The sequence below is a fragment of the Streptomyces sp. NPDC045022 genome, assembly GCF_056432605.1.
Map to the genome: position 1 here is coordinate 238,202 of NZ_JBWKIR010000001.1, position 21,250 is coordinate 259,451.

Sequence of the window (21,250 nt, forward strand, 5' to 3'; positions counted from 1 at the left end):
CGGAGGGGGAGGGGTGACGGAGAATCAGGAGTGGGCGCCGGGGGTGATGCTGCTCGGCGAGTTCACGATGGAGAAGGACCTGGGGGCAGGCAGTTACGGACGGGTCGCTCTGGTCCGGGCCGAGCGGTCGGACGAGCGGTACGCCGTGAAGCGACTGCACTCGGAGGACCCCGCGCACCAGGGGCGGCTGCTGGTCGAGGCCCAGCGCTGGATCGCGCTGCCGGCCCACCCGCACGTCTTGGAATGCCGGTTCACCCGAAGCATCGGCGACCGTGCCGCGATCTTCAGCGAATACGCAGCGGGCGGCTCCCTCCATGACAGGATCCAATCCGGCGCGCTCTACAAGGGAGGCCCGGCACAAGCGCTGCGTCGTGTGCTCACCGTAGGAGTTCAGACCGCCTGGGGACTCGACGCGGCCCATGCGGCCGGGCTGCTGCATCTCGATGTCAAGCCGGCCAACATCCTCTTCGACGATCAAGAGGCCGCCAAAATCGCGGACTTCGGGCTGGCCGCCGTACCCCGGCCCCATACCGAGGAGAGTATCCGTCTGGAGGCCTACCTGGACGGCCTGGTCGGTGACCTGCCGGAGGGCAGCGACGAACGCCGGATCGCTGAGCATGCGCGTGACATCACCCTCGCCAAGTACGCGGCCTCCCGCGACGAACCCGTCATCGCCACCGAGGGGTCCTTCACCGCCGCATACGTCTCTCCGGAGCAGGAGCAGGGCCGGGCCCTCTCCGTCGGCGCGGACCTGTGGAGCTGGGCACTGACCCTGCTGGAGATGCTGGTGCGGGAACGGACCTGGATCTCTGGGCCCTGGGCGGCCGAGGTTCTGGAATTCGCAGAGCTGGGGAAGCTCAGCGAGCAGGCCCTGCCCATTCCGCCGCGCATCATCGAACTGCTGCGGTCCTGCTTCCGGTACGACCCGTCAGCCCGCCCCCGGTCATTGGCCCAGGCGGCCGATGTCCTGCTCGCCGTCGCGATCGAGGAGACCGGAAGCGCCCTGGAGTGCGAGCCGCCGCCGCGCGGCCAGGCGCCGGACCCAGCGTGGTACGGGCGGGAGCTGGTGAGCGGGGGCAACTGGCCGGACCCCCGGCTCAGGCTGCACTGGGCGTACCAGGTCGCGGGACTGGACCTCAGGGATGCCGTCGCGTTCTGGCCGAGCCGCGGGGGCGACAACAGGTCTCGCCTCCTGGAGGACCTCAGGACCCTGCGCGAGGCCCGCCGTGTCCTTGCGGGACTGCCCGCGGCGGTGCTGCTGGGCCCTGACGCGCCGTCCGCCGGCGAACTCTTGGATGCGCGAGCCGGGTGCGCCTATGACATCGGCCAGGTGCAGGAGGCACTCGGGGACTTTCAGGGTGCCGTCGACGGCTTCCGGGAGGCGCGGGACGTGCTGAGGGCGGCGCCGCCCGAGCTGTCCCGCCCTGGGCTGCCGGGGGTCCTGAACGCACTTGCGATCGCACTGCGCAAGGCAGGCGATCCCGAGGGGTCGCTGCGGGTGTGCGACCAGACCGCCGCCGCGGCCCTGCTGGTCGACGATCCGGTACGGGCGAACACCTTGCTGGGCTACAGCCGGATGACCAAGGCCAACGCCGCCGCGGTACTGGGCGGAGGCGGCGAGGACTCCGCCGCGCTGTACCGGGCGGCCCTCGACGCGTTCCGTTCGGCGGGCGACGAGATGGACGCGGCACTGGCGCTTGCCGGTCTGGCGGCGTACCTGGAGGGAACCGGCCGGTCGACGGCCGCCGCGCCGTTGTGGGAGGAGGCGGACGCCGGACTCGCCGCGTTCACCGGCCCGTCCCATCGGGCCGCGGAAGCCGCTCGGGCCACCTTGTGGCACAACCGGGCACTGGCGGCAGCCGCAGGCTCCCCGGAGCAGTGCGACCACGCGGTGCGCGCCGTGGAACTGTGCGCCCCGCTGGTGCGCGACTTCGGCTGGCACCAGTTGTGCGGAGAGCTGGGGGACGCCGTCTTCCTCCGTGGGCGGGGCGAGGAGGGCATGGACCGCAACGTCGAGGCCCTGGCGTCCTACCGGGAGGCGTCCGTGCTGCTCAGGACCGCCGTGCTCCGCGACGGCAGAGCGGAGCTGAGCGAGCGGCTGGCCCAGGCGTACGAACATCAGGCGACGTTGGCCCGCAATCACGAGGATCCTCTGCGCGCCGTGGCACCGGCACAGCGGGCGATCGCGATCTGGGACCGTCTGGTGCTGCTGGAGGGCCTTGCCAGATGGGGCACCTCGCTGGCCGAGGGCCTGCGCAAGCTGGCGGAGACGTTCCGGGAGATCGACCGGCTGGACGAGGCCCAGGAGACCCTCGCGCGGGGGTTCGCTGTCCTGGACGATCCCGCGTGCGGCGCCGACGGAGACACCGACCTGCTCCGCGCCCTGCTGCTCATGGAGCAGGGGATCGTCTACCGGCGCCAGGGCCGCCCGGCCGCGGCGTACAAGGCGTCGGAGGCGGCGATCGCCCGCCTGGACGCTCCATGGGACCGCGGGAGGGCGAGGACCTGGCTGGGCGCGCGACGGAACATGGCCAATGTGTTCATGATGGCCCGGAGGTATGACGCCGCCGCTCTGACCGAGGCGGAGACGGCCGTCCGGACGGCGGAGTGGACCGCTTCCGAGATCCTCACCGACAGCGACCTCGCGGATGTCTTCGGGCGGCTCGCCGAGACGCTGCGGCTGCTCGGCAACGCGGAACGGGCGGCGGAGTCGGCGCGCGTCGCGGTGGACGCGTACGGCCGGCTCGCCGCGGCCGGCCGGACGGATGCCGCGGGCCTCACCGTCAGGATGTGGCGGGTGCTGGGCCTTGCCCTGCTCGGCGCCGGCGACGGCGCGGGCGCGCTCGCGGCATTCGAGGAAGTGCTAGGCGCGGCCGAGGCGGGAAACGATCCTGACGCCGAGTCGGCGCGGATCGCCGATGTCGCCGCGGAGCTGCGGGCGACGCTGGGCGCCCGACCGGACGATGTCCCGCAACGACTGGCCGCAGCCAAGAGGGGGCTGAAAGACGCTGTGGACGTGCTCCGGTCCGGCGATCCCTTCGAGGCGTTGGAGAGACTTGAGTGCACCGCAGCGTCACTCGGCCTGCTGGCGGACGCCCATCCGCACCGGGCGGTCGCCGAGGTCAGTGCCTCGGTCAGTGCGCTGTTGGCCTTCGCGGCGAGGGCGTGCCGGTGCCTCGTCCTGGCGGAGCGGGCCCTACGGCAGTCCGGGGCGGCTTACGGCCTGCTCGTCAACAGCCACTCCAGCCAGGAGGCGTTCGAGGGTTGGCTCCGCAGCAGCCTGCTGCGGGCCTCGATCCTTCGCGTGTGGGGCCAGGAGCAGACTGCCCGCGACCTGCTCGACGAGATGGTGGAGAATGCAAGGCGGATGGGCGGTGAGCAGGCCGCCCGGCAATGGCGCGCGGAAGCCGACTGGGTGCTGCGAGAGAGGCCGGATGCATAGGGGGTTTCCAGGAACGCGGGCGACGGGCTTAAAGCCACGCTCGACACTCCTGGGTGAGCCAACCCTACGAGTGCTCGCTCTGCCCGATCAAGAAGGTAGGACGGTCTCAGGGACCGGGACGGCTGGTCTGGCCGACCGTGGTGATGTCTCCGAGTGACCCGTCGGCAGCTCCTCTGCCACCGAGCCCGCTACGTTGAGTGACGAACTTTTGCGTCCGTTGTCAGGCTCGCAGCCCGCCTGATCGGGCTCCATCTCGTCTCCGACCCAGCACGACGCCATTCTGCGCGGGTTGATGGACCGCAACTCCAACGTGCAGCGCACCGCGCAGGACCTCGGGATCTCCCGCGCCACCATGTACCTGCAAGATGCGCCGTTACGGGATCGTCCCGTCGAGCCTGACCTGACGGGCCGCCGTCGGGCACGGCTGTCCTCACCCTGCGCCCGGCCGTGGACCATCCGCTGCAGCTGTGGACGCCGCGCGCACACGTGGACCGCACGTCCACTCGGCTCACCCGGCAGCGCCACCCTCCGGGAGCATCCGCTCGGTCGGTCCAGTACGAGTCCTGTCGGCCTTGCGGCAGCGAAGGCCATCTGTGGGGAGCTGGCCGAGGACGGGAGCGTCAGGCCGCCGGCTGTGCCGCGCCCATGCGCAGCAGGGGCCCGCCACTGATCGCAGTGAGGGCGAGGATGCCGACACCCGACACCAGGATCGGGACGTTGACCTGCGTGTACTTGGCGACGACGCCGGCGGTGATCGCGCCGAACGGCGAGACGCACACCGACAGCAGACGGAACGCTCCGTTCACGCGGCCCAGGATCTCCGTCGGGATGGTGGTCTGCCGGAACGCGGTGATCAGTGTCTGCCAGGTGGCGATGCCGAATCCGACGGCTCCGAACGCGACGGCGGCGACGATGGACACGCGGGTGCCGCCGAGGAGCAGGCAGGAGACGCCCATGATGGCGAGGGCGGCCACGGCGCCGGGGAGGACGCCGATTCTCCGCCGCACCCAGTCGCTGCCCAGCCCGCCGACGACCCCGCCGAGCGCGTTGGCGGCGAGGAAGAAGCCGTACGCGCTCTCCGGCAGGTGCAGCCACTTGACGACGTAGAGGACCATGAGGACCCCGAGGCTCATGGTGAAGAAGTTCAGCGTGCCGAGCACCAGGGCCAGCCGGATCAGCAGTGGGTCCGCGCGCAGGTAGCTGATGCCCTCGCGGACCATCGGCCACCAGCCGGTCCGCGGCCCGCTCGGATCGGTCCGCAGCGACCGCAGGAACGGGAACAGCAGCAGCATCACCCCGAGCAGGAACGAGGCGCCGTCGAGGAGGAAGGGGGCTGCAGCGGTGAAGGCGAACAGCACACCGCCCAGCGGCTGCCCGATGCTGTCACGCAGCACCACCTGCACCGCGTGCAGCCGGCCGTTGGCCGTAGTCATCCGCTCTGCCGGCACGACCTTCGGCAGAAAGGCCTGGGCCGTGACCAGGAAGACGGACTCGCCCATGCCGAGCACCGCCGCGGCGACGTAGACGAAGACGAGACTGAGCGTGTCGGTCAGGACGCCGAGGGCGATCAGCCCGACGACGGCGAACCGGCACACGTCGATCGCGATGAGCAGGGCCCGCCGGTCGAAGATGTCCGCCCACACCCCGCCGATCGGCGCCATCATCATCCCGAGGGCGGTCATGATGGTGGTCAGCGACAAAAGCACCGGGTTGTCGGTGAACGAGAAGGCCAGCAGGGGTAACGCCGCGTTGCGTACGCCGTCCCCCAGTGCGGAGACGGCGCTCGCCAGCCAGAGGCGGCCGAAGTGGGGCCAGGTCTCGTCGTCCACCGGTGTCGGAGCCGATGACGCGACGTCGGCCCTCGGTACGGCGCGCTCCGGCCCGCCCGTGCTGTTCACTTCCGCCACGCTCGCTCCATGTGTGCTCAGGACTTCTCTTCACACCGGATCTCAGGCTATGCGGCGGCTTCCACGCCCGTGACCAGGCTGAGGAACCGCCCGTCCTCCTCGAACAGGATGCGGTGGCGCTGCAGCAGGTCCAGCATCTCGCTCAGTTCGGTTTCCGACATCCCGTCCGGCGCGGTCAGCTGGTCCGGACGCCTGGGCGCGTTCAGCGCCCGCAGCAGGGACATCATGTGCGCGTCGACGGGAATCCGCTGCGCCGTGCCGAAGCGGGTGTCTTCGACGAAGGTCTTCTCACCATCCTGCACGAGCGCCAGCCGGGGGCGCTCGGCGCCACCCCAGCGGGCCTGCCAGTCGGCCACCACACGCTGGAGGGTGGGGTACCACTTCAGCGCCGTCATGGCGTACGGGGCGGGGCCGTGGTCGGAGAAGAAGTAGGCCAGCTGATCCAGTTGCTGAGGCTCGAAGGGAAAGACCAGCGGGTAGAAGTCCATCGGGCGTAGCTCGAGCCCGTACTCGAGCCGCTGGTTGAAGTAGGGGCTGAACCGGTCGAAGCGGATGAAGAAGGCTCCGGTCGGCGGCGTGAGGTGCACCAGGGCGGGGAAGTCCCGCTCGTATTTGGCGTACATCTCCTCGGGCTCCTGGGGGGCGCCGACCAGCAGGTTCCATTCCGGATGGACCCCGTACTGCAGGCAGAGCTTCATGAACTGCAGACTCTGGAAGGCCGTGGTGCCCTTGCCCAGCTGCTTCAGCATCTGGCTGTTGACGGCCTCGATGCCTGCCTGCACCCGGTTCACCCGGGCCTTGGCGAGCGCCTGCATGTTGGGCACGCTGACCGGAACCTTGATCTCGTAGAAGACGGACGCGTCGTCCGGGGCGTCGATCCTCGGGAAGACCTCGGTCGGGTAGTTGCGCGGCAGGATGTAGTCGGTGCACATGTAGTTCTTGAACTCCGGGTGGAACGAGAAGAGCCACTCGAACTGGCGCACCGCCAGGTCGGGGTCCATCTGCCGGAATCCTATGGTCTCGTCGTTCAGTCCGCAGAACGTGCAGTGGCTGCGCGCACCCCACCAGCAGCCTCGCGAGGTTTCGAAGAACAGCGTGGGTTCGAGCTTCCCCTGTGCCACGACCTCCTGGGCGTTGCGCATGGCGGCGACGAAGCCGTCGTAGTCGAGTGGTACGTAGTCATTGATGTCCCGGTCCCGGCCGACGCCCATGCGGACCTGCGGGAGCATGCAGTTCGCGCGGCTGATGACGCCCTGGATCTGGGGCATGTCGGCCTTCCGGCCGGCCAGCAGGTGGTCGAGGAACTGCCCGAAGCTCACCAGGCTGGGCCCCGAGAAGACGTAGTCCAGGCACGGCACTTCAGCCGCCAGGACGGCACCCATGGTGGTCTCGACGTTCGACCCGCCGAGCAGGATCACCGCCTCGGGGTTCCGGTCCTTGATCATCTTTGCGAGGGCGATGGCCGGCACGGTCTGCGCGAACATCGTGGTGAGTCCGACGACGTCCGCGGAAGCAAGGTCGTAGCGGTCGATGAGCCCGGCCAGGAACGCTTCGATGCCCTCGCGCCGCTGTTTGAGGTCCTCCCGGAAGGAATCCCATGCGGGCTCGCGGTAGAACCGGCCGAAGTAGCTCTCGGAGTTGTCGGGCTCGTCCGGGAAGGCGATGTGCCGGAAGAGCCACTCTCCCACTCCGCTGTAGAGGTGCGTCATGTCACCGGATATCGCCTCGTAGGTGTCGACGCCGAAATACTTGGCGAAGTCGACATTGAGGTAGTGCACCTCGGCGGTGGCCCGTTCCGTGTATTCCTTGCCGATCAGGCCGGCGAGTTGGCTCAGCGCAAACGACGGACGGTTCCAGTCGGCGAAAGGCATGTTGACGAAAGCAACGCGAAGCACAGGGAAACCTCTCGGAAGGGGGGTGGCTCTCGAGTGATGCTCCAGATGAGGTGCGGGGAAGTCGCCCGAATTCGGGTACGCTAAAACCAAGCCACCGGTTGCCCCTTCCCCCGTTCAGCCGAATGCCTGCTTGAGGCTATGCACACCGGCTCGTTCGGGTCAAGGCCCTTAACAAGCAGGATAGTTGGCCGAAAACCGATGTGCCGCAGGAGGGTCCGAACCGGTCTTCGTCCCCGGGCCGCCGAATTCGCTAGTGTGTTCCCGCACGTTGCGACTTCGTGACGTACGATGTGCCTCCGATGCCGACCGTCAGCACCTGCTGTCGAGATTCGACACCGGTCAACTCATGGGGGAGAACGTCTTGCTGAACGCCGAAACGAACGAGCCGACGCCCACCGAGTCTCGCGTGGCGGATATCTGGTCCGAGGTTCTGCAGCACGATCACTTCGGACCGGACGACAACTTTTTCGCCGTCGGCGGCCACTCCATGTTTGCCACGCTGGTCACTTACAAGTTGCGGGACGTGTGGGGCGTCGAGTTCCCTCTCTCGCTCATCTTCGAGCACTCGACGGTCCGTGAACTCGCTTCGGTCATCGACGAGTCCAGGAGCGAATCCGTCGACTCGGGCACCGTCACCGGCTGAGCACCGTCAGGCTTTCGTGGGGTTCGCGCCGCGCCATGCGTGAACCCGCGCTGAACCCTGCGCGAAGGAAGTGGCCAGATGCAACCGGAGATCACCCTCGAAGAACGGCGCGCCCGATTTCTGGAACGGATCCGCGAAGTCGCCGCCCGGTCCGGCCCGCCCCGGACGCACACCGGGCCACAGGTGCTTCCCACAGCGCTGCCCCGCGCAGTCGCCACCGGACCCACTCCACCGCCCGAACGCCGCCGGGTCGTCCGTCACCTCGGTGAGGTGGCGGTCAAGGCCCTGCACGACTGCGTGGCGCACACCGGCGCGTCGGCCGGCTCGGTCCTGGCCGCTGCGGTGCTCGCCTCCGTCGCCCGGTACTGCGCGGAGCCGGATCTGCTGGTCGCCGTCCGGGACGGCAGGGGCCGCGTCCGGCAGCTGTCGCTGACCGTGGATCCGGGCCGGTCGCTGCCCGACCTGGTCCGGGCCGCCGAACGCGCGCTCGCCGAGGCCCGGACGGCGGGCAGCCGGCCGGCGGCCCGCACCGCGCCGCCGATCCTGCTGGAGACGGAGCCCCACGACGCCCCCCGGGCCGGCAGCGCGGACGCCCCCGACGCCGCGGACGTCCACTTCAGGCTCTCTGCGGCGGGCACCCTCACCGCCGCCCACGACCCCGACCGCCACGAGACGCGACTCGTCGAGGGGGTCCTCCGGGGCGCGGAGGAGTTGCTGGAGACCGCGCTCACCACGCCGGACGCTCCGTTGTCCGCACTGCACACCCTGCCCGACTGCGAACTGCGTGCGGTGACCGAGGAGCCCAACCGCACCGCGCGCTCGCGCCGCCCCTCCACACTCACCGCCGCCTTCGACCACGCCCGGCGTCGCTTCGCCGACCGGATCGCGCTGGTGGACGCGGCGGGAACCCTCACCTACGACCAGACCGCCCGGGAGGCCGCCCGGGTCGGCCACCGGCTGCGCACGGCCGCCGGCCTCGCGCCCGAGGACCTGGTCGCGGTCTACGTGACCCGTGACGACAAACGCTGGGTGCTCGCCTGCCTCGGTGCTCTCCACGCCGGCGCCGCCTGGCTCCCGGTCGATCCCGCCGTACCGCCGGGCCGGCTGACCACACTGCTGCGCGACGCGGGCGTTGCGGTGGTCGTCACCGATGCCGCGCTCCGCGACCGGGTTCCGGTCGGCGACTGGTCGGTCGTGGACCTGGACGCGCACGACGCCGAGGCCGCGGACGCAGCCGCCGATGCCGCGCCGGTCGCCCCCGCGTCCACCGATCCGCGGCAGCTCGCCTACGCCATGTACACCTCCGGCAGCACCGGTGCACCCCGGGCGGTGCTCGTCGAGCACGACAGTGCGGTCAACTTCGTCGAATCCCTGCAGCGGCTCTTCGAGCTGACCGCCGAGGACCGCATGCTGCAGTACGCGTCGCCCGGCTTCGATGTATCGGTGTTCGAGATCTTCTGCGCACTGCTCAGCGGCTCCTCGCTGCACATGATCGGCGACGACGACCGGCGTTCGGTGGAGGGGCTGACCCGTGCGCTCACCGAAGGCGGGATCACGGTCGCCGAACTGCCGCCGGCCCTGCTGGAACTGCTGGACCCGGACAGCGTGCCGTCGCTGCGGCTGGTCTCGGTCGGTGGTGAGCCGTTCTCCGGCCGGCTCACCACGCGCTGGTCCCGTGACCACCGGTTCGTCAACGGATATGGGACGACCGAGACCACGATCGGCGTCATCTACAAGGAGTGCACCGGCCGGTGGCGCTCTTCGCCGCCGATCGGTCTCCCGGTCGACAACCATCAGGCGTACATCCTCGACGACGAGCTGCGCCCCGTGCCCCCCGGCGCAGTGGGCGAACTGTTCGTCGGCGGCGCCGGAGTGGCGCGCGGCTATCTGGGCCAGGGCGGCCGCACGGCGGAGCGATTCATCCCCGATCCGTTCCGGCCGGGCGGCCGTATGTACCGCACCGGTGACCTCGCCCGATGGTCGGCGGAGGGTGACATCGTCTTTCTCGGCCGCCGGGACCGGCAGGTCAAGGTCCGCGGACAGCGCGTCGAACTGGGCGAGATCGAAGCGGCGCTCACCGGGACGGCCGAGGTCTCAGCCGCCGTCGTCGCCGACATCGACTCCACGCTCGTCGGGTATCTCGTGCCCGCGGCCGGGCACCGGCCGGACCCGGACCGCATCCGCCGCCACCTCGCCGACCGGCTGCCCGCGTACATGGTGCCGCCGCTGCTGGTCGAAGTGGAGCGGATTCCGATCACCCCCTCGGGCAAGGTCGACCTGGCCGCGCTGGCGGCCCACCACCCCAGCGGCTCCGCCTCCGGCTCCGCCCCGGCACGGCGCCCCGAGCCCGCGGCCGGGCCCGGCGCATTCGCGGAGGGGACGACGGGCCTCGCGCGGCGGATCGCCCAGGAGGGCTATGCCGCCCTCCTGCCCGGCGCGTCAGTCACCGGCGGTACGAACTTCTTCGCGACGGGAGGCGACAGCATCCGGGCGATCCGGCTGCTGTCCTGGGTGCGCGAGACGTTCGGGGTGGAGATCCCGATGAGCCGGTTCTTCCGTAACTCCACCCCGGAGGCGCTCGCAGCGGCGATCGAGCGCCATCGCCAGGCCGGGAACGAGACCACGAGCGGCAACGTGCCGCCCCCTTCCGCTTCCCCGGCGTCCCTGGACGACGAGGGCGGCGCGCCGCTGTCTTCGGCGCAGCACCGGCTGTGGTTCCTCGACCAGTTGCGGCCGGGGGACCCGTCGTACAACGTCATCGAGGTGTTCGGGCTGCACGGGGAACTCGATGCCGCCGCGCTGCGCCGCGCCCTGCACGAGCTCGTTGTGCGCCATGAGATCCTGCGCACCCGCTATGTGGCCACCGACGGCGTTCCCCGCCAGGTGGTGGATCCGGAGCCGACGGCGGAGCTGGCAGTGCGCGACCTGACGGGCGTGCCTCAGGAGGATCTCGACGCGCTGCTCGCCGCCGAGGCGGTGCGGCCGTTCGACCTGTCCACCGGCCCGCTGATCCGGGTCACGCTCGTCCGCCGCGGCCCCCGCGAACACGTCCTCGCCTGGGTCGTCCACCACATGGTCGCCGACGGACGCGCTACCGAAGTGCTCTTCTCGGAACTCAGCGAGCTGTATGGCTCCTTCCGCCGTGGACTGCCCTCCGACCTGCCGCCGGTGCGGCTGCGGTTCTGCGACTACGCGCGCCGGCAGCGCGCAGCCCTCGACGGCGAGGCGCACCGGGACAGCCTGGCCTACTGGCGGGAGCGGCTCGCCGGTGCGCCGGCGCAGCCGGAGTTGCCGACGGACCGGACCCGCCCGGCGCGCCCCACCGGCCGGGGTGGCACCCTCTACTTCGACCTGCCTGCCGGAACCGGGGCCGCGCTCACCGCGTTCGCCGGCCGCAACGGCGTCACGTCGTTCATGACCCTGCTCACCGCCTTCTTCGCCCTGCTGTCCCGCTACGGGCGCGACAAGGACGTGGTCGTCGGCACGCCGTTCGCCAACCGCGGGCGCCGCGAGGTCGAGGACCTGGTCGGCTTTCTGGTCAACACGGTTCCGCTGCGTGCCGACTGCTCCGGCGATCCGGCGTTCACGGCCCTGCTCCGGCAGGTGACCGAGACCACGCTGGAGGCGGGTGACCACTCCGAGGTGCCGTTCGAGGAACTGGTGAGCAGCCTGGGCGTCGCCCGGGACGCCGGAGTCAACCCGCTGGTGCAGGTGCTCTTCCAGGTCATCGACGCCCCGGAGGACCGGCTGTCGCTGGACGGTGTCGACGCGACGAAGATCCCGGTGGAGGAGCGGACGGCCGCCTTCGACCTGGTGCTGGAGCTGCGTACCGGCCGGCAGGGGCGGCTCACCGGACGCATCAACTACAGCGCCGACCTGTTCGACCGCGAGACGGTGGTCCGGATGGCCGGGCATTACCAGAACCTCCTGAGCTCGGCCCTCGAGGCGCCCGAGCGGCGGCTGTCCGAGCTCGGCATGCTGGCTCCGGCCGAGCGGCAGGACCTGCTCGGGACCTTCAACAAGACCGTCTCCACTCCCGTGGACACCATCACCGCGGTCGTGGAGCGGCGGGCCGCGTCGTCGGGTGCGGCGGTGGCGCTGAGCGGCCTCGCAGGAGAGCTGACCTACGCGGAGCTGAACACGGCCGCCAACCGGCTCGCCCACCACCTGACCGGACTCGGCGTCGGCCCTGATGTGGTCGTGGCCCTCTGTCTGCCGCCGAGCGCGGACCTGGTCGTCGCCATGCTCGGGGTGCTGAAGGCCGGCGGAGCCTATCTGCCGCTCGACCCCGCCCACCCCGCCGAACGCATGCGTCAGCTGCTCGCCGACTGTGGAGCGGACATCGCCGTGGGCCACCGGGCCGCACGGGAGAAGCTGCCCCCGGGCCTCGCGCACTTCGTGGACCTGGACGACGACCGTGCCCTCATCGACTCCCGGCCGACGCACAATCCGGCCGGCGCCGACCCCGACCACCTCGCATACGTCATGTACACGTCCGGCTCGACCGGGCGGCCCAAGGGCGTCGCTGTCCCGCATCACGCGCTGGTGCGTCTGGTGCTGGGTTGCGACCAGTCACCGGTCGGCCCGGACGACACGTTCCTGATGGCACAGCCGACCAACTTCGACGCGTCCAACCTGGACATCTGGCTGCCACTGGCGCACGGCGCGAGCATTGCGGTGCCCGGAGAACGGCCCATCGACCCGGCCGAGTTCGGTGCCGCCATCCGTCGCCACCGGGTGACGGTGGTGTGGCTGACCGCAGCACTCGCACAGCTGATCATCGACACCGACCCGTATCTGTTCACGGGGGTACGGCAGTTGGGCATCGGCGGCCAGGCCCCGTCCGTACCGCATCTGCGGCGGCTGATGCAGGCGCTGCCAGGTCTGCGGCTGCTGAACTGCTACGGCCCCACCGAGTCCACGACCAACGCCACCCTGCACCACATCGCGTCCGTGCCGGCCGAGGACGCCGTCTCGATCCCGCTCGGCCGCCCGATCGGCGACACGCGTCTGTACGTCGTCGGTGTGAACGACGAACTGCTGCCCGTCGGCGTGCCCGGCGAGCTGTGGATCGGCGGGCGTGGCCTCGCCCGCGGCTACCTAGGTGCCCCGGGCATGACGGCGGACCGCTTCGTCCCGGACCCGTTCGGCCCTGCCGGGCAGCGCGTCTACCGCACCGGGGACATCGTGCGCCGACTGCCCGACGGCAGCCTCGACTTCCTCGGCCGCAACGACGAACAGGTCAAGATCCGCGGCTACCGGATCGAACTCGAGGAGGTCGCCACGGCGCTGCGCCGGCACCCCGCGGTACGGGACGCCCATGTGCTGCGGCACGGGCGCGGTCCGGCGGCGGAGCTGACGGCGTACGTCGTCGCCGCGGCGGACGCCGTCGACCTCGACGACGTGGTCCGGCACGCACGGCTGCAGCTGCCCGACTTCATGGTGCCTGCGACGGTCACGCCCGTGGACGAGCTGCCGTTGTCAGCCAATGGCAAGGTGGACCGGACCCGGTTGCCCGAGCCGCGCCGGCCCCGTTCCGACCGGCCCGGCCGGTCACCGCGCACCGAGCCGGAGCAGGCGGTGCACGCCGTGTGGGCGGAGGTGCTCGGTCGCGACGACTTCGGCGTCGACGACGACTTCTTCACGGTGGGCGGGAACTCCTACCAGGCCGCGCAGGTCGTCGCACGGCTGCGGACGGCGCTCGGAGTCGACCTCACGGTGCATACGTTCTTCGAGCACCGGCGCATCACCGAACTGGCGTCGGCCCTGGCGGCGGCCCCCGCCCCGGACGACGGCGGGATCGCACCGGTGGTCCCCCGGCCGGCCGGTACCCCGGCACCCTTGTCGGTGGACCAGCAGCGCCTGTGGTTCCTCGACCAGCTGCGCCCGGGCGGCGCCGACTACAACGTGCCGATGAACCTGTGGCTGCACGGTCGTCTCGACACCGGCGCACTGCGCTCGGCGCTGCGCGAGGTGGTGATCCGTCACGAGGTGCTGCGCTCCCGGTTCGTCTTGGGCGAGGACCGCCTGCCGGTGCAGGTGGTGGAGCCCGCCGCGGTCTTCGAGATGTCCGAGACCGATCTGTCCCAGCTGTCCGCCGCCGAGGCCAGGACGCGGGCCGAGGCGGCGGTGGCCGCGGCGGCCCGGGAACCGATCCGGCTGGACCGCGCCCCGCTGATCCGCGCCGAGCTGCTGCGCGTCGGACCCGAGGAGCATCTGCTTTCGCTGGTGCTGCACCACGCGGCGGCCGACGCCGAGTCCTTCCGCCTGCTGTTCGCCGAGGTGAAACAGCTGTACGGCAAGCAGTCCGCCGGGCAGCCGGGTACCCTGGACGCACTGCCCGTCCAGTACGCGGACTACGCCCTCTGGCAGCGACGGCGCACCGCGGCCGTCGAGCGGCTGGACCTGGACCACTGGCGCGGCCGGCTTGCGGACCTGCCTGTCCTGGAGCTGCCCACCGACCGGCCGCGCCCCCGGGTGCGCAGCGGGGCGGGCAGCCGGTACCGGGCCGACCTGCTCGACCCGGCGGACGCCCGGCGGCTGGCCGCACTGGCCCAGGCCCATGGCGTCACCGAGTTCATGGTGCTGCTCGCCGCCCTGCAGGTCACCCTCGGCCGGCTCAGCGGGCAGGAGGACTTCGGCGTCGGCACACCGGTGTCCCTGCGGTCACGCCCCGAACTGACGTCACTGATCGGTTTCTTCGTCAACACGCTGGTCCTGCGTGCCGATCTGTCGGGCACCCCGTCCTTCGCCGAGCTGCTGGAACGCACCCGGGAGACCGCACTGGCCGCGTACGCCCACCGCGAGGTGCCGTTCGACCGGCTCGTGGAGGAACTCCTGCCGAGTCGTTCGCTGGGCCGCACACCGCTGATCGACGTGGTCTTCTCCGTCGACGACACCCCCGGGGCGGCTCCGGAGCTGCCGGGGCTCACCGCCGAGGTGATCGATGTGGACACCGGCACGGCCAAGTTCGACCTGGACGTCGCCGTCATCCGTCGGGGGGACGCACTGGCCTGCGCGGTCGAGTTCAACACGGATGTGTTCATCGAGTCGACCGTGCGGCGGCTGGTGGACGACTTCGGCCGGACGCTGCGGGGCGTACTGGCCGACCCGCGGGCACGGCTCCCGGAACTCCGCGGGGACCGGCCGTGACGACGTATCCGAATCCTGCCGACAACGGAGGTGGAGCATGAGGGCCGATGTCGAACGGGGCAGCGTCCTAAACGACCTGGACCGGTGGTTCCTCGGCGGCCTCGACCGTGCCTGGGGCGACACCCAGCTGCTGTGCCTGCCGCACAGCGGCGGCAACGGATCGAGCTATCGTGCCTGGCTGGCTGCGGCGGAGCCCGATGTCGACGTGGTTCCGGTGCAGTTGCCGGGCCGCGAGACGCGTCTGACGGAACCCCCGTTCACCGACCAGCCGACCCTCATCGCCGAACTCACCGACGTGGTGCGCCGGGCCGGCTTCAACCGGATCGCCCTCTTCGGCCACAGCATGGGCGCCGTGCTCGCGGTCAACCTGTGCCGGGCGCTGGAAAGGGCCGGCGTCCCGGTGGCTCATGTGTTCGTCTCCGGGCACGGTGGGCCGTCCCAGCGGCCGGAGGCATCGTTCCCGACCGACGCGCCCGACGAGACCATTCTGGATGCGCTGGGAGCCACGGGCGCACCCAACTACGAGGCGCTGCTGCAGTATCCGGAGCTGCGGCGGATGGTGCTGCGGGTGATCCGGGCCGACCTGGGACTGGTGCTCACCGGCTTCGTCGCGGGGCCACCGGTACAGGCGCCGATAACCGTCCTGAACGGCAAGGACGACCCCACACCGGCCGGATGGGACCTGAACGAGTGGGCCACCATGACCCACGGCACCTGTACCTCGCACCTGCTGCCCGGAGACCACTTCTACCTGGTCGGGCAGGGCGAGGAGGTGGCCCGCATCATCCGCACCTCCCTGGCCGAGCAGCCGGCGCCGCACGCGCCCGGTCCCCCTACGGAAGACGAGGAATCATCGAGGTGAGGTTGTACACCGTCGTCGTCAACGACGAGGAGCAGTACTCGATCTGGCCGGCGTACCGGGACATCCCGGCCGGCTGGCGGGAGAGCGGCGTGCGAGGCTCGAAGGAAGAGTGCCTGGCTCGTATCGAAGAGGTCTGGACGGACATGCGGCCGTTGAGCCTGCGCCGGCGGATGGAGGCGATGGACGCATGACGTCATCACGTGTGGCGGTCGTCACGGGTGCAGGGCGCGGCATCGGCGCCGCCACAGCGCTGCGCCTGTCCGCCGACGGAGCCGCGGTCGCCGTCCTCGACGTCGACGCCCAGACCGCCGCGGACACCGTCGAGCGCATCCGCACGGCCGGGGGTACCGCCCGTGCGGTCGTCGCCGACATCGGCGATCCCGATCAGATCAAGGATGCGCTGGCCACCGTCGAAGCCGAGCTGGGCCCGCCGGTGATCCTGGTCAACAACGCCGGCGTCATCAGGGACAGGCCGATGGAGGAGCTGTCGCTCGACGACTGGAACACCGTCGTCGACGTGAACCTGCGCGGACCGTTCCTGATGTGCCAGGCGATCCGCCCCTATCTGCTGGAACAGCGCTGGGGACGCATCGTCAACTTCTCCAGCTCCTCGGCGCTGGGCAACCGTGACCAGGCCAACTACGCCGCCGCGAAGGCCGGTATCGACGGCCTGACCCGGACCCTCGCCATCGAGCTGGGCCCCTACGGGGTGACCGTGAACGCGGTGGCCCCCGGCTATATCGTCACCGACATGACGGCGCAGACCGCCGAGCGGTTGGGCATGGACTTCACCCGGCTCCAGCAGATGGTGGCCGCGCAGACGCCGGTGCGCCGCGTGGGTCAGCCCGAGGACGTGGCGAACGCCGTCGCGTTCCTCGTCGGTGAGGACGCCGGGTTCGTCTCCGGGCACACGCTGTACGTCACCGGCGGTCCGATGCGCTGACCGCGCCGGCTTCCAGGGCCGCCGCGAGTTCCGCCACCGTGCGCAGCCGGAAAAGGATCTCCGGCGGCACGGGGGCGCCGTACCGCGGCGCCAGCTCGGCGGCCACCCGCAGCAGGTCCAGCGAGGTGCCGCCGAGCGCGAAGAAGTCCTCGCCCATGTCGTCGGGCGACCGGCCCAGCACCGTGCTCCAGACCTCGGCCACCGTCTTCTCCCACGGCGAGCCGGGAGCCCGGCGCTGCCCCGCAGCCCGGTGGCCGGGCAGCGGGTCCGGCAGGGCCCGGCGGTCGACCTTCCCGTTGGGGGTCAACGGCAGGTGGTCCAGGAACACGAACCGACCCGGGATCAACGGCTCGGGCAGCCGCTCGCGCAGGTGGGCCCGCAGCGCCGCGTCGGCCGCGTCGCCCTGATCCACCGGTACGACGTAGGCGACCAGCCCGGCCGCGAGTCCGTCGCCCTGGACCGTGACGAAGGCGTCGCGCACGCTCGGGTGGCCTGCCAGGACCGCGCGGACCTCGCCCGGTTCGATGCGGAAGCCCCGCAGCTTGACCTGGTCGTCGATCCGGCCCGCGAACTCGATGGACCCGTCCGCGCGCCGGCGAGCCAGGTCTCCCGTGCGGTACAGACGGCCGCCGGGCGGCCCGAACGGGTCGGGGACGAACCGCTCGGCGGTCAGGCCGGGGCGGCGCAGATACCCCCGGGCCACACCCGCTCCTCCGACCAGCAGTTCACCGAGGACGCCCACGGGCACGGGGTGGCCGGCGGCGTCGACGACATAGCAGCGGGTGTCGCCGATCGGACGGCCGATCGGGACTCCGGTCGCCTCGTCGAGCTGTTCCGCGACGACGGGATGCGTGGTGGCGAAGGTGGTCGTCTCGGTCGGTCCATAGCCGTTGACGATGCTCAGCCCGGGATGGGCGTCCAGCAGGACGCGCAGATGCGGCACGGACAGGGCCTCGCCGCCGACGACCAGGGTGCGCAACGGGCGCAGCGCTTGCGGGGACACATCAGCCACCAGGTTCGCCAGCTGAGCGGTCAGCCACAGCACGGTCACCCCCAAGCGCTCCAGTTGCCCCGCGAGTTCGCGCGGTCCGACCGGACCGGGCGGGTAGAGGGCCAGCCGGGCCCCGTTGCACAGGGCGCCCCACACCTCGAACGTCGAAGCGTCGAACGCCGTGGGGGCGAGCATCAGCAGTGTGTCCGTGGGACGGACGTCGACCTGGTCGAGGCCTCGGACCAGGCGTACGACGCAGCGATGGGTGACCGCGACGCCCTTAGGCACGCCCGTGGAGCCCGAGGTGTAGATGACGTAGGCGAGGTTGTCCGGCGAGACGGCCGGCCGCCGCGCCGGAGGCCAGGCCGGTGCGGGCAACGGTGTGTCCACGTGCAGGCGTTCGACGCCCGCAGGCAGCCGTCCGGACAGCTCCTGATCGGTCAGGACCAGCCGGGACTCGCTGTCGCGCAGGACGAACTCGATCCTGTCCAGAGGATGGGTGGGGTCGAGCGGCACGTAGGCGCCGCCCACCTTGAGGACGGCGAGCATCGCCACCACCTGCTCCGGAGCCCGCGGCAGAAGGATGGCGACGCGGTCGTCCGGGCGGATGCCGAGGCCGACCAGGTGGTCGGCCAACTCATCGGAAGCTGCTCCCAGTTCGGCGAAGGAGCGCCGATACGGCGGGTTCCACAGGGCCGTCGTGTCGCCGGCGGCGGCCACCTGCTCCTCGAAGAGGTCCAGGAGGGTGGCCGTGCGGGTGGGCCGGGTGCGGTCGGCGGCGCCGACGACTGCGTGCCACTCGGCCGGGCCGAGCATGGCCAGTCGGGACACAGGACGGTCGCGATGCGTGAGCCCGCCGGTCAGCAGCCGCAGGAAGTGGCCGGCCATGCGCTCCTGGGCGTCGGCGGTGAACAGATCCGCGTTGCAAGCGAATCCCACCGTGTAGGCGTCCCCCGTGCACAGGACGGTCACCGAGAGGTCGAACGGGGAGCGGGGAGAAGCGACGAGCTCGGGCCGCAGCAGCCCCACTGCGGTTTCCGAGCCAGGCTCCGCGGCGTTGTGCCGCGCGTGCGGCCGTACGTCCAGGGCCACTTGCACGAGGGGATGCCGGCCCGGTTCGCGGTCCGGGGCGAGCTGGGCGACCAACTGCTGGAAGGGGACGGCGGAGTGCTCGACCGCGGACCTCGCGGCTTCGCGGACCCGCTCGGCCAGGGTCCGCAGGGAGGGGTCGTCGGAGCCGTCGATCCGCAGGGGGAGCAGATCGGCCAGACAGCCTACGACTTCCTCGCCTCCCGGCGGTCGGGCACCGGGGGTCTGTGTGGCGAACACGATGTCGCGGGAGCTTCCGTACCGGATCAGGAGCGCGGCGAGAGCGGCTCCGAAGGCGGTGAAGGCCGCCGCCTCGGTGGACTCCTCCTTGCCCGGACGGTGCACCAGCTCGTAGGGGACGTCGAGGAGGACGGTGCGGGCGCGCTGACTGTGCACCGTCGGCCGGGGCTTGTCGGCCGGCAGCTCCGCCGAGGGCGGCAGCTGCGCCAATCGGCTCCGCCAGAAGTCGAGTTGTGCTTCCCGCTGATCGGGTGTGGACCGCTGTGCCGGTAACCGTCGCGCCTGTTCCCCGGGCAGGGGTGCACCCGACAGGGCTGTGCGGTACAGGGCCGCCAGATCGGACTGCAGCACCCCGGCGGAATGCGGATCGCAGACGAGGCGGGGGACGGCCAGGGTCAGCGTCGTGTCGCCGTCGGACGTGCTCACGACCGCGCGCACCAGCGGGCCGGCCGTCAGGTCGAACGGCTGCCGCAGCACTGCGTCGACGGCCTGCCTCGGTGCGCCGGCTGCCGACCCGGGCAGCGACAGATCGTACGCCGGGTCGGCGGAGGTCGTCCGGCGCGGCACGGCCTCGTTCGTGGTCAGCCGGGTGCGCAGCGCGGGGTGCCGTTCCACCAGGGCGGTCATCGCCGAGCGCAGCGCTGTCGTGTCGAGAGGGCCGTGGACGCGCCACCGCAGTACCACGTGGTCGGGCGGGCCGGTGACCAACTGGTCGGCGATCCACTGCCGTTGCTGAGCGGCAGACAGCGTGCTCGCACCGTCATGAGCCGTCTGGTCACGTCGCGGCATTCGCCCACCGTATCACTCTGGTCGAACTCCAGGACGCGTCTCGATCATATGCACTAGGCTTGTCGTCGATACCGGCCAACTGCCGGGAAAGGTGGGCCACATGTGATCCACACACGGGGGAGACATATGGACTTCGGCCACAGTGCCGACGAGTCGCACTTCCGCGAGCGGGTCCAGGCGGAGCTCCGATCCGTCCCCGTCGTCGCCGAGTTGGCGCGCTTACGGACCAGCGGCGAGCGCGAGCCCGACGAACGTGACCTGTACCGGCTGCTCGGGGAACGGGGACTGCTCGGGGTGGACTGGCCGCGCCGGTACGGCGGACAGGGCCGCACCGCCGCCCATGCGGCCGTCGCCGTCGAGGAGATGATGCGAGCAGGTGTACCCGACACGCTGTTCGTCAACGGCATCCAGACCGTGGGCAAGCTGGTGCTGCTCGCCGGAACCGAGGAACAGAAGCAGCGGGTGCTGCCGGAGCTGGCGGCCGGCCGGCGTTTCGCCAGCGTCCTGTACACCGAGCCCGAGGTCGGTTCCGACCTGAGCGCGCTGACGACGCGGGCCGTCGCGGAGGACGGCGGTTACCGGATCGACGGCGTCAAGATCTTCAACCTCAAGAGCGGCATCACCGACTTCGGGCTGTGCGCGGCGCGCACCTCCCTCGAAGGCTCACGTTACGAAGGTCTCACACTGTTCCTCGTCGACCTGCACGCACCGGGCGTCCACGTGGAAAGCCTGGACACCATGGCCGACGAGCAGTTCCACCGAGTGGAGCTGGACGGCGTACGCGTCCCCACGACCGCGGTCGTGGGCGAGGTGGGCGACGGCTGGGCGATCCTGGCCGAGGCGCTGCCGCTGGAGCGCACCGGCTTCGATTTCGCCCTGCGCGCCGAGCGGTGGTTCGAGGCCGGGTGCCGCGACCTTGCGATGCCGGACGGCACAGATCCCGGACCGGCAGCGGACTGGCTGGCCGACGTCGGCCGGCACGGAGCCGCCACGCGCGCGGCGGCTCTGCTGGCCTGGCGCTGCGCCGGCTCGGCCGACCGGGGACGGCTCGACGAACTCCAGACGTCCACGGCCAAGTGGTATGCCAGCGAGCAGGCGGCCGCGGCCGCCCGGTGGGCCCTGACCCGCCACGGCCTGGACGCCCCCGACGATCTGGCCGAGTCACTGGACAGCGCGTACCGGGAGGCGCCGGGGCTGACGCTGGCCGGCGGCACGTCCGAGATGATGCTGCAGACGATCTCCGGCTTCCTGTTCGCCGGCGAACCGGCCGGCCTGGCCGCCCCGGAGGTGGACTGAC

Annotated in this window: 10 protein-coding genes; 7 read left to right on the forward strand and 3 right to left on the reverse strand. The window is 71.1% G+C overall.

Annotated elements, in window-relative coordinates:
* The first annotated feature begins 13 nt into the window (after positions 1-13).
* A complete protein-coding gene (locus AC07C1_RS01145) occupies positions 14-3,442 on the forward strand; it encodes a protein kinase domain-containing protein (RefSeq protein WP_478936076.1) in 3,429 nt (1,142 codons plus the stop codon).
* 620 nt (positions 3,443-4,062) lie between these two features.
* Here AC07C1_RS01145 and AC07C1_RS01150 read toward each other — a convergent pair.
* Positions 4,063-5,349 (reverse strand): MFS transporter, encoded by a 1,287-nt coding sequence (locus AC07C1_RS01150; RefSeq protein ID WP_478936077.1) that lies wholly within the window; start codon positions 5,347-5,349, stop codon positions 4,063-4,065.
* A 47-nt stretch (positions 5,350-5,396) separates the two neighbouring features.
* Positions 5,397-7,244: a RiPP maturation radical SAM C-methyltransferase gene (locus AC07C1_RS01155; RefSeq protein WP_478936078.1), complete on the reverse strand. Its 1,848-nt coding sequence runs from the start codon at positions 7,242-7,244 to the stop codon at positions 5,397-5,399.
* Positions 7,245-7,590: 346 nt separating this feature from the next.
* Here AC07C1_RS01155 and AC07C1_RS01160 point away from each other — a divergent pair, with 346 nt between their 5' ends.
* From AC07C1_RS01160 to AC07C1_RS01180, 5 genes are all read left to right on the forward strand, one after another.
* On the forward strand, positions 7,591-7,887 hold the full coding sequence (locus AC07C1_RS01160) for a phosphopantetheine-binding protein (RefSeq protein WP_478936079.1): 297 nt from the start codon (positions 7,591-7,593) through the stop codon (positions 7,885-7,887).
* A 78-nt stretch (positions 7,888-7,965) separates the two neighbouring features.
* Entirely contained in the window at positions 7,966-15,039 is a 7,074-nt protein-coding gene (locus tag AC07C1_RS01165) for an amino acid adenylation domain-containing protein (RefSeq protein ID WP_478936080.1), read from the forward strand.
* Positions 15,040-15,076: 37 nt separating this feature from the next.
* Positions 15,077-15,901 (forward strand): thioesterase II family protein, encoded by an 825-nt coding sequence (locus tag AC07C1_RS01170; RefSeq protein ID WP_478936081.1) that lies wholly within the window; start codon positions 15,077-15,079, stop codon positions 15,899-15,901.
* The gene (locus AC07C1_RS01175; protein WP_478936082.1) at positions 15,898-16,092 is read left to right on the forward strand and encodes an MbtH family protein; all 195 of its coding nucleotides are present in this window, start codon (positions 15,898-15,900) and stop codon (positions 16,090-16,092) included. Before AC07C1_RS01170 ends, AC07C1_RS01175 begins: the two co-directional genes overlap by 4 nt.
* Positions 16,089-16,844 (forward strand): SDR family NAD(P)-dependent oxidoreductase, encoded by a 756-nt coding sequence (locus AC07C1_RS01180; RefSeq protein WP_478936083.1) that lies wholly within the window; start codon positions 16,089-16,091, stop codon positions 16,842-16,844. Before AC07C1_RS01175 ends, AC07C1_RS01180 begins: the two co-directional genes overlap by 4 nt.
* On the opposite strand, the gene AC07C1_RS01185 is transcribed toward AC07C1_RS01180, so the two are convergent.
* A complete protein-coding gene (locus tag AC07C1_RS01185) occupies positions 16,822-19,953 on the reverse strand; it encodes a non-ribosomal peptide synthetase (RefSeq protein ID WP_478936085.1) in 3,132 nt (1,043 codons plus the stop codon). The two genes, AC07C1_RS01180 and AC07C1_RS01185, sit on opposite strands and share 23 nt — an antisense overlap.
* Before the next feature lie 126 nt (positions 19,954-20,079).
* On the opposite strand from AC07C1_RS01185, the gene AC07C1_RS01190 reads away from it, so the two are divergent.
* Positions 20,080-21,249 carry an acyl-CoA dehydrogenase family protein gene (locus tag AC07C1_RS01190; RefSeq protein WP_478936086.1) on the forward strand — a complete coding sequence of 390 codons (1,170 nt, stop codon included), beginning with the start codon at positions 20,080-20,082 and terminating at the stop codon, positions 21,247-21,249.
* Position 21,250: the final 1 nt, after the last annotated feature.

Bases quoted from the DNA above. Each gene is read 5' to 3' on its own strand.
- AC07C1_RS01180 (WP_478936083.1), top strand. From the start codon at position 16,089: ATGACGTCATCACGTGTGGCGGTCGTCACGGGTGCAGGGCGCGGCATC.
- AC07C1_RS01190 (WP_478936086.1), top strand. From the start codon at position 20,080: ATGGACTTCGGCCACAGTGCCGACGAGTCGCACTTCCGCGAGCGGGTC.
- AC07C1_RS01170 (WP_478936081.1), top strand. From the start codon at position 15,077: ATGAGGGCCGATGTCGAACGGGGCAGCGTCCTAAACGACCTGGACCGG.
- AC07C1_RS01165 (WP_478936080.1), top strand. From the start codon at position 7,966: ATGCAACCGGAGATCACCCTCGAAGAACGGCGCGCCCGATTTCTGGAA.
- AC07C1_RS01185 (WP_478936085.1), bottom strand. From the start codon at position 19,953: ATGCCGCGACGTGACCAGACGGCTCATGACGGTGCGAGCACGCTGTCT.
- AC07C1_RS01160 (WP_478936079.1), top strand. From the start codon at position 7,591: ATGGGGGAGAACGTCTTGCTGAACGCCGAAACGAACGAGCCGACGCCC.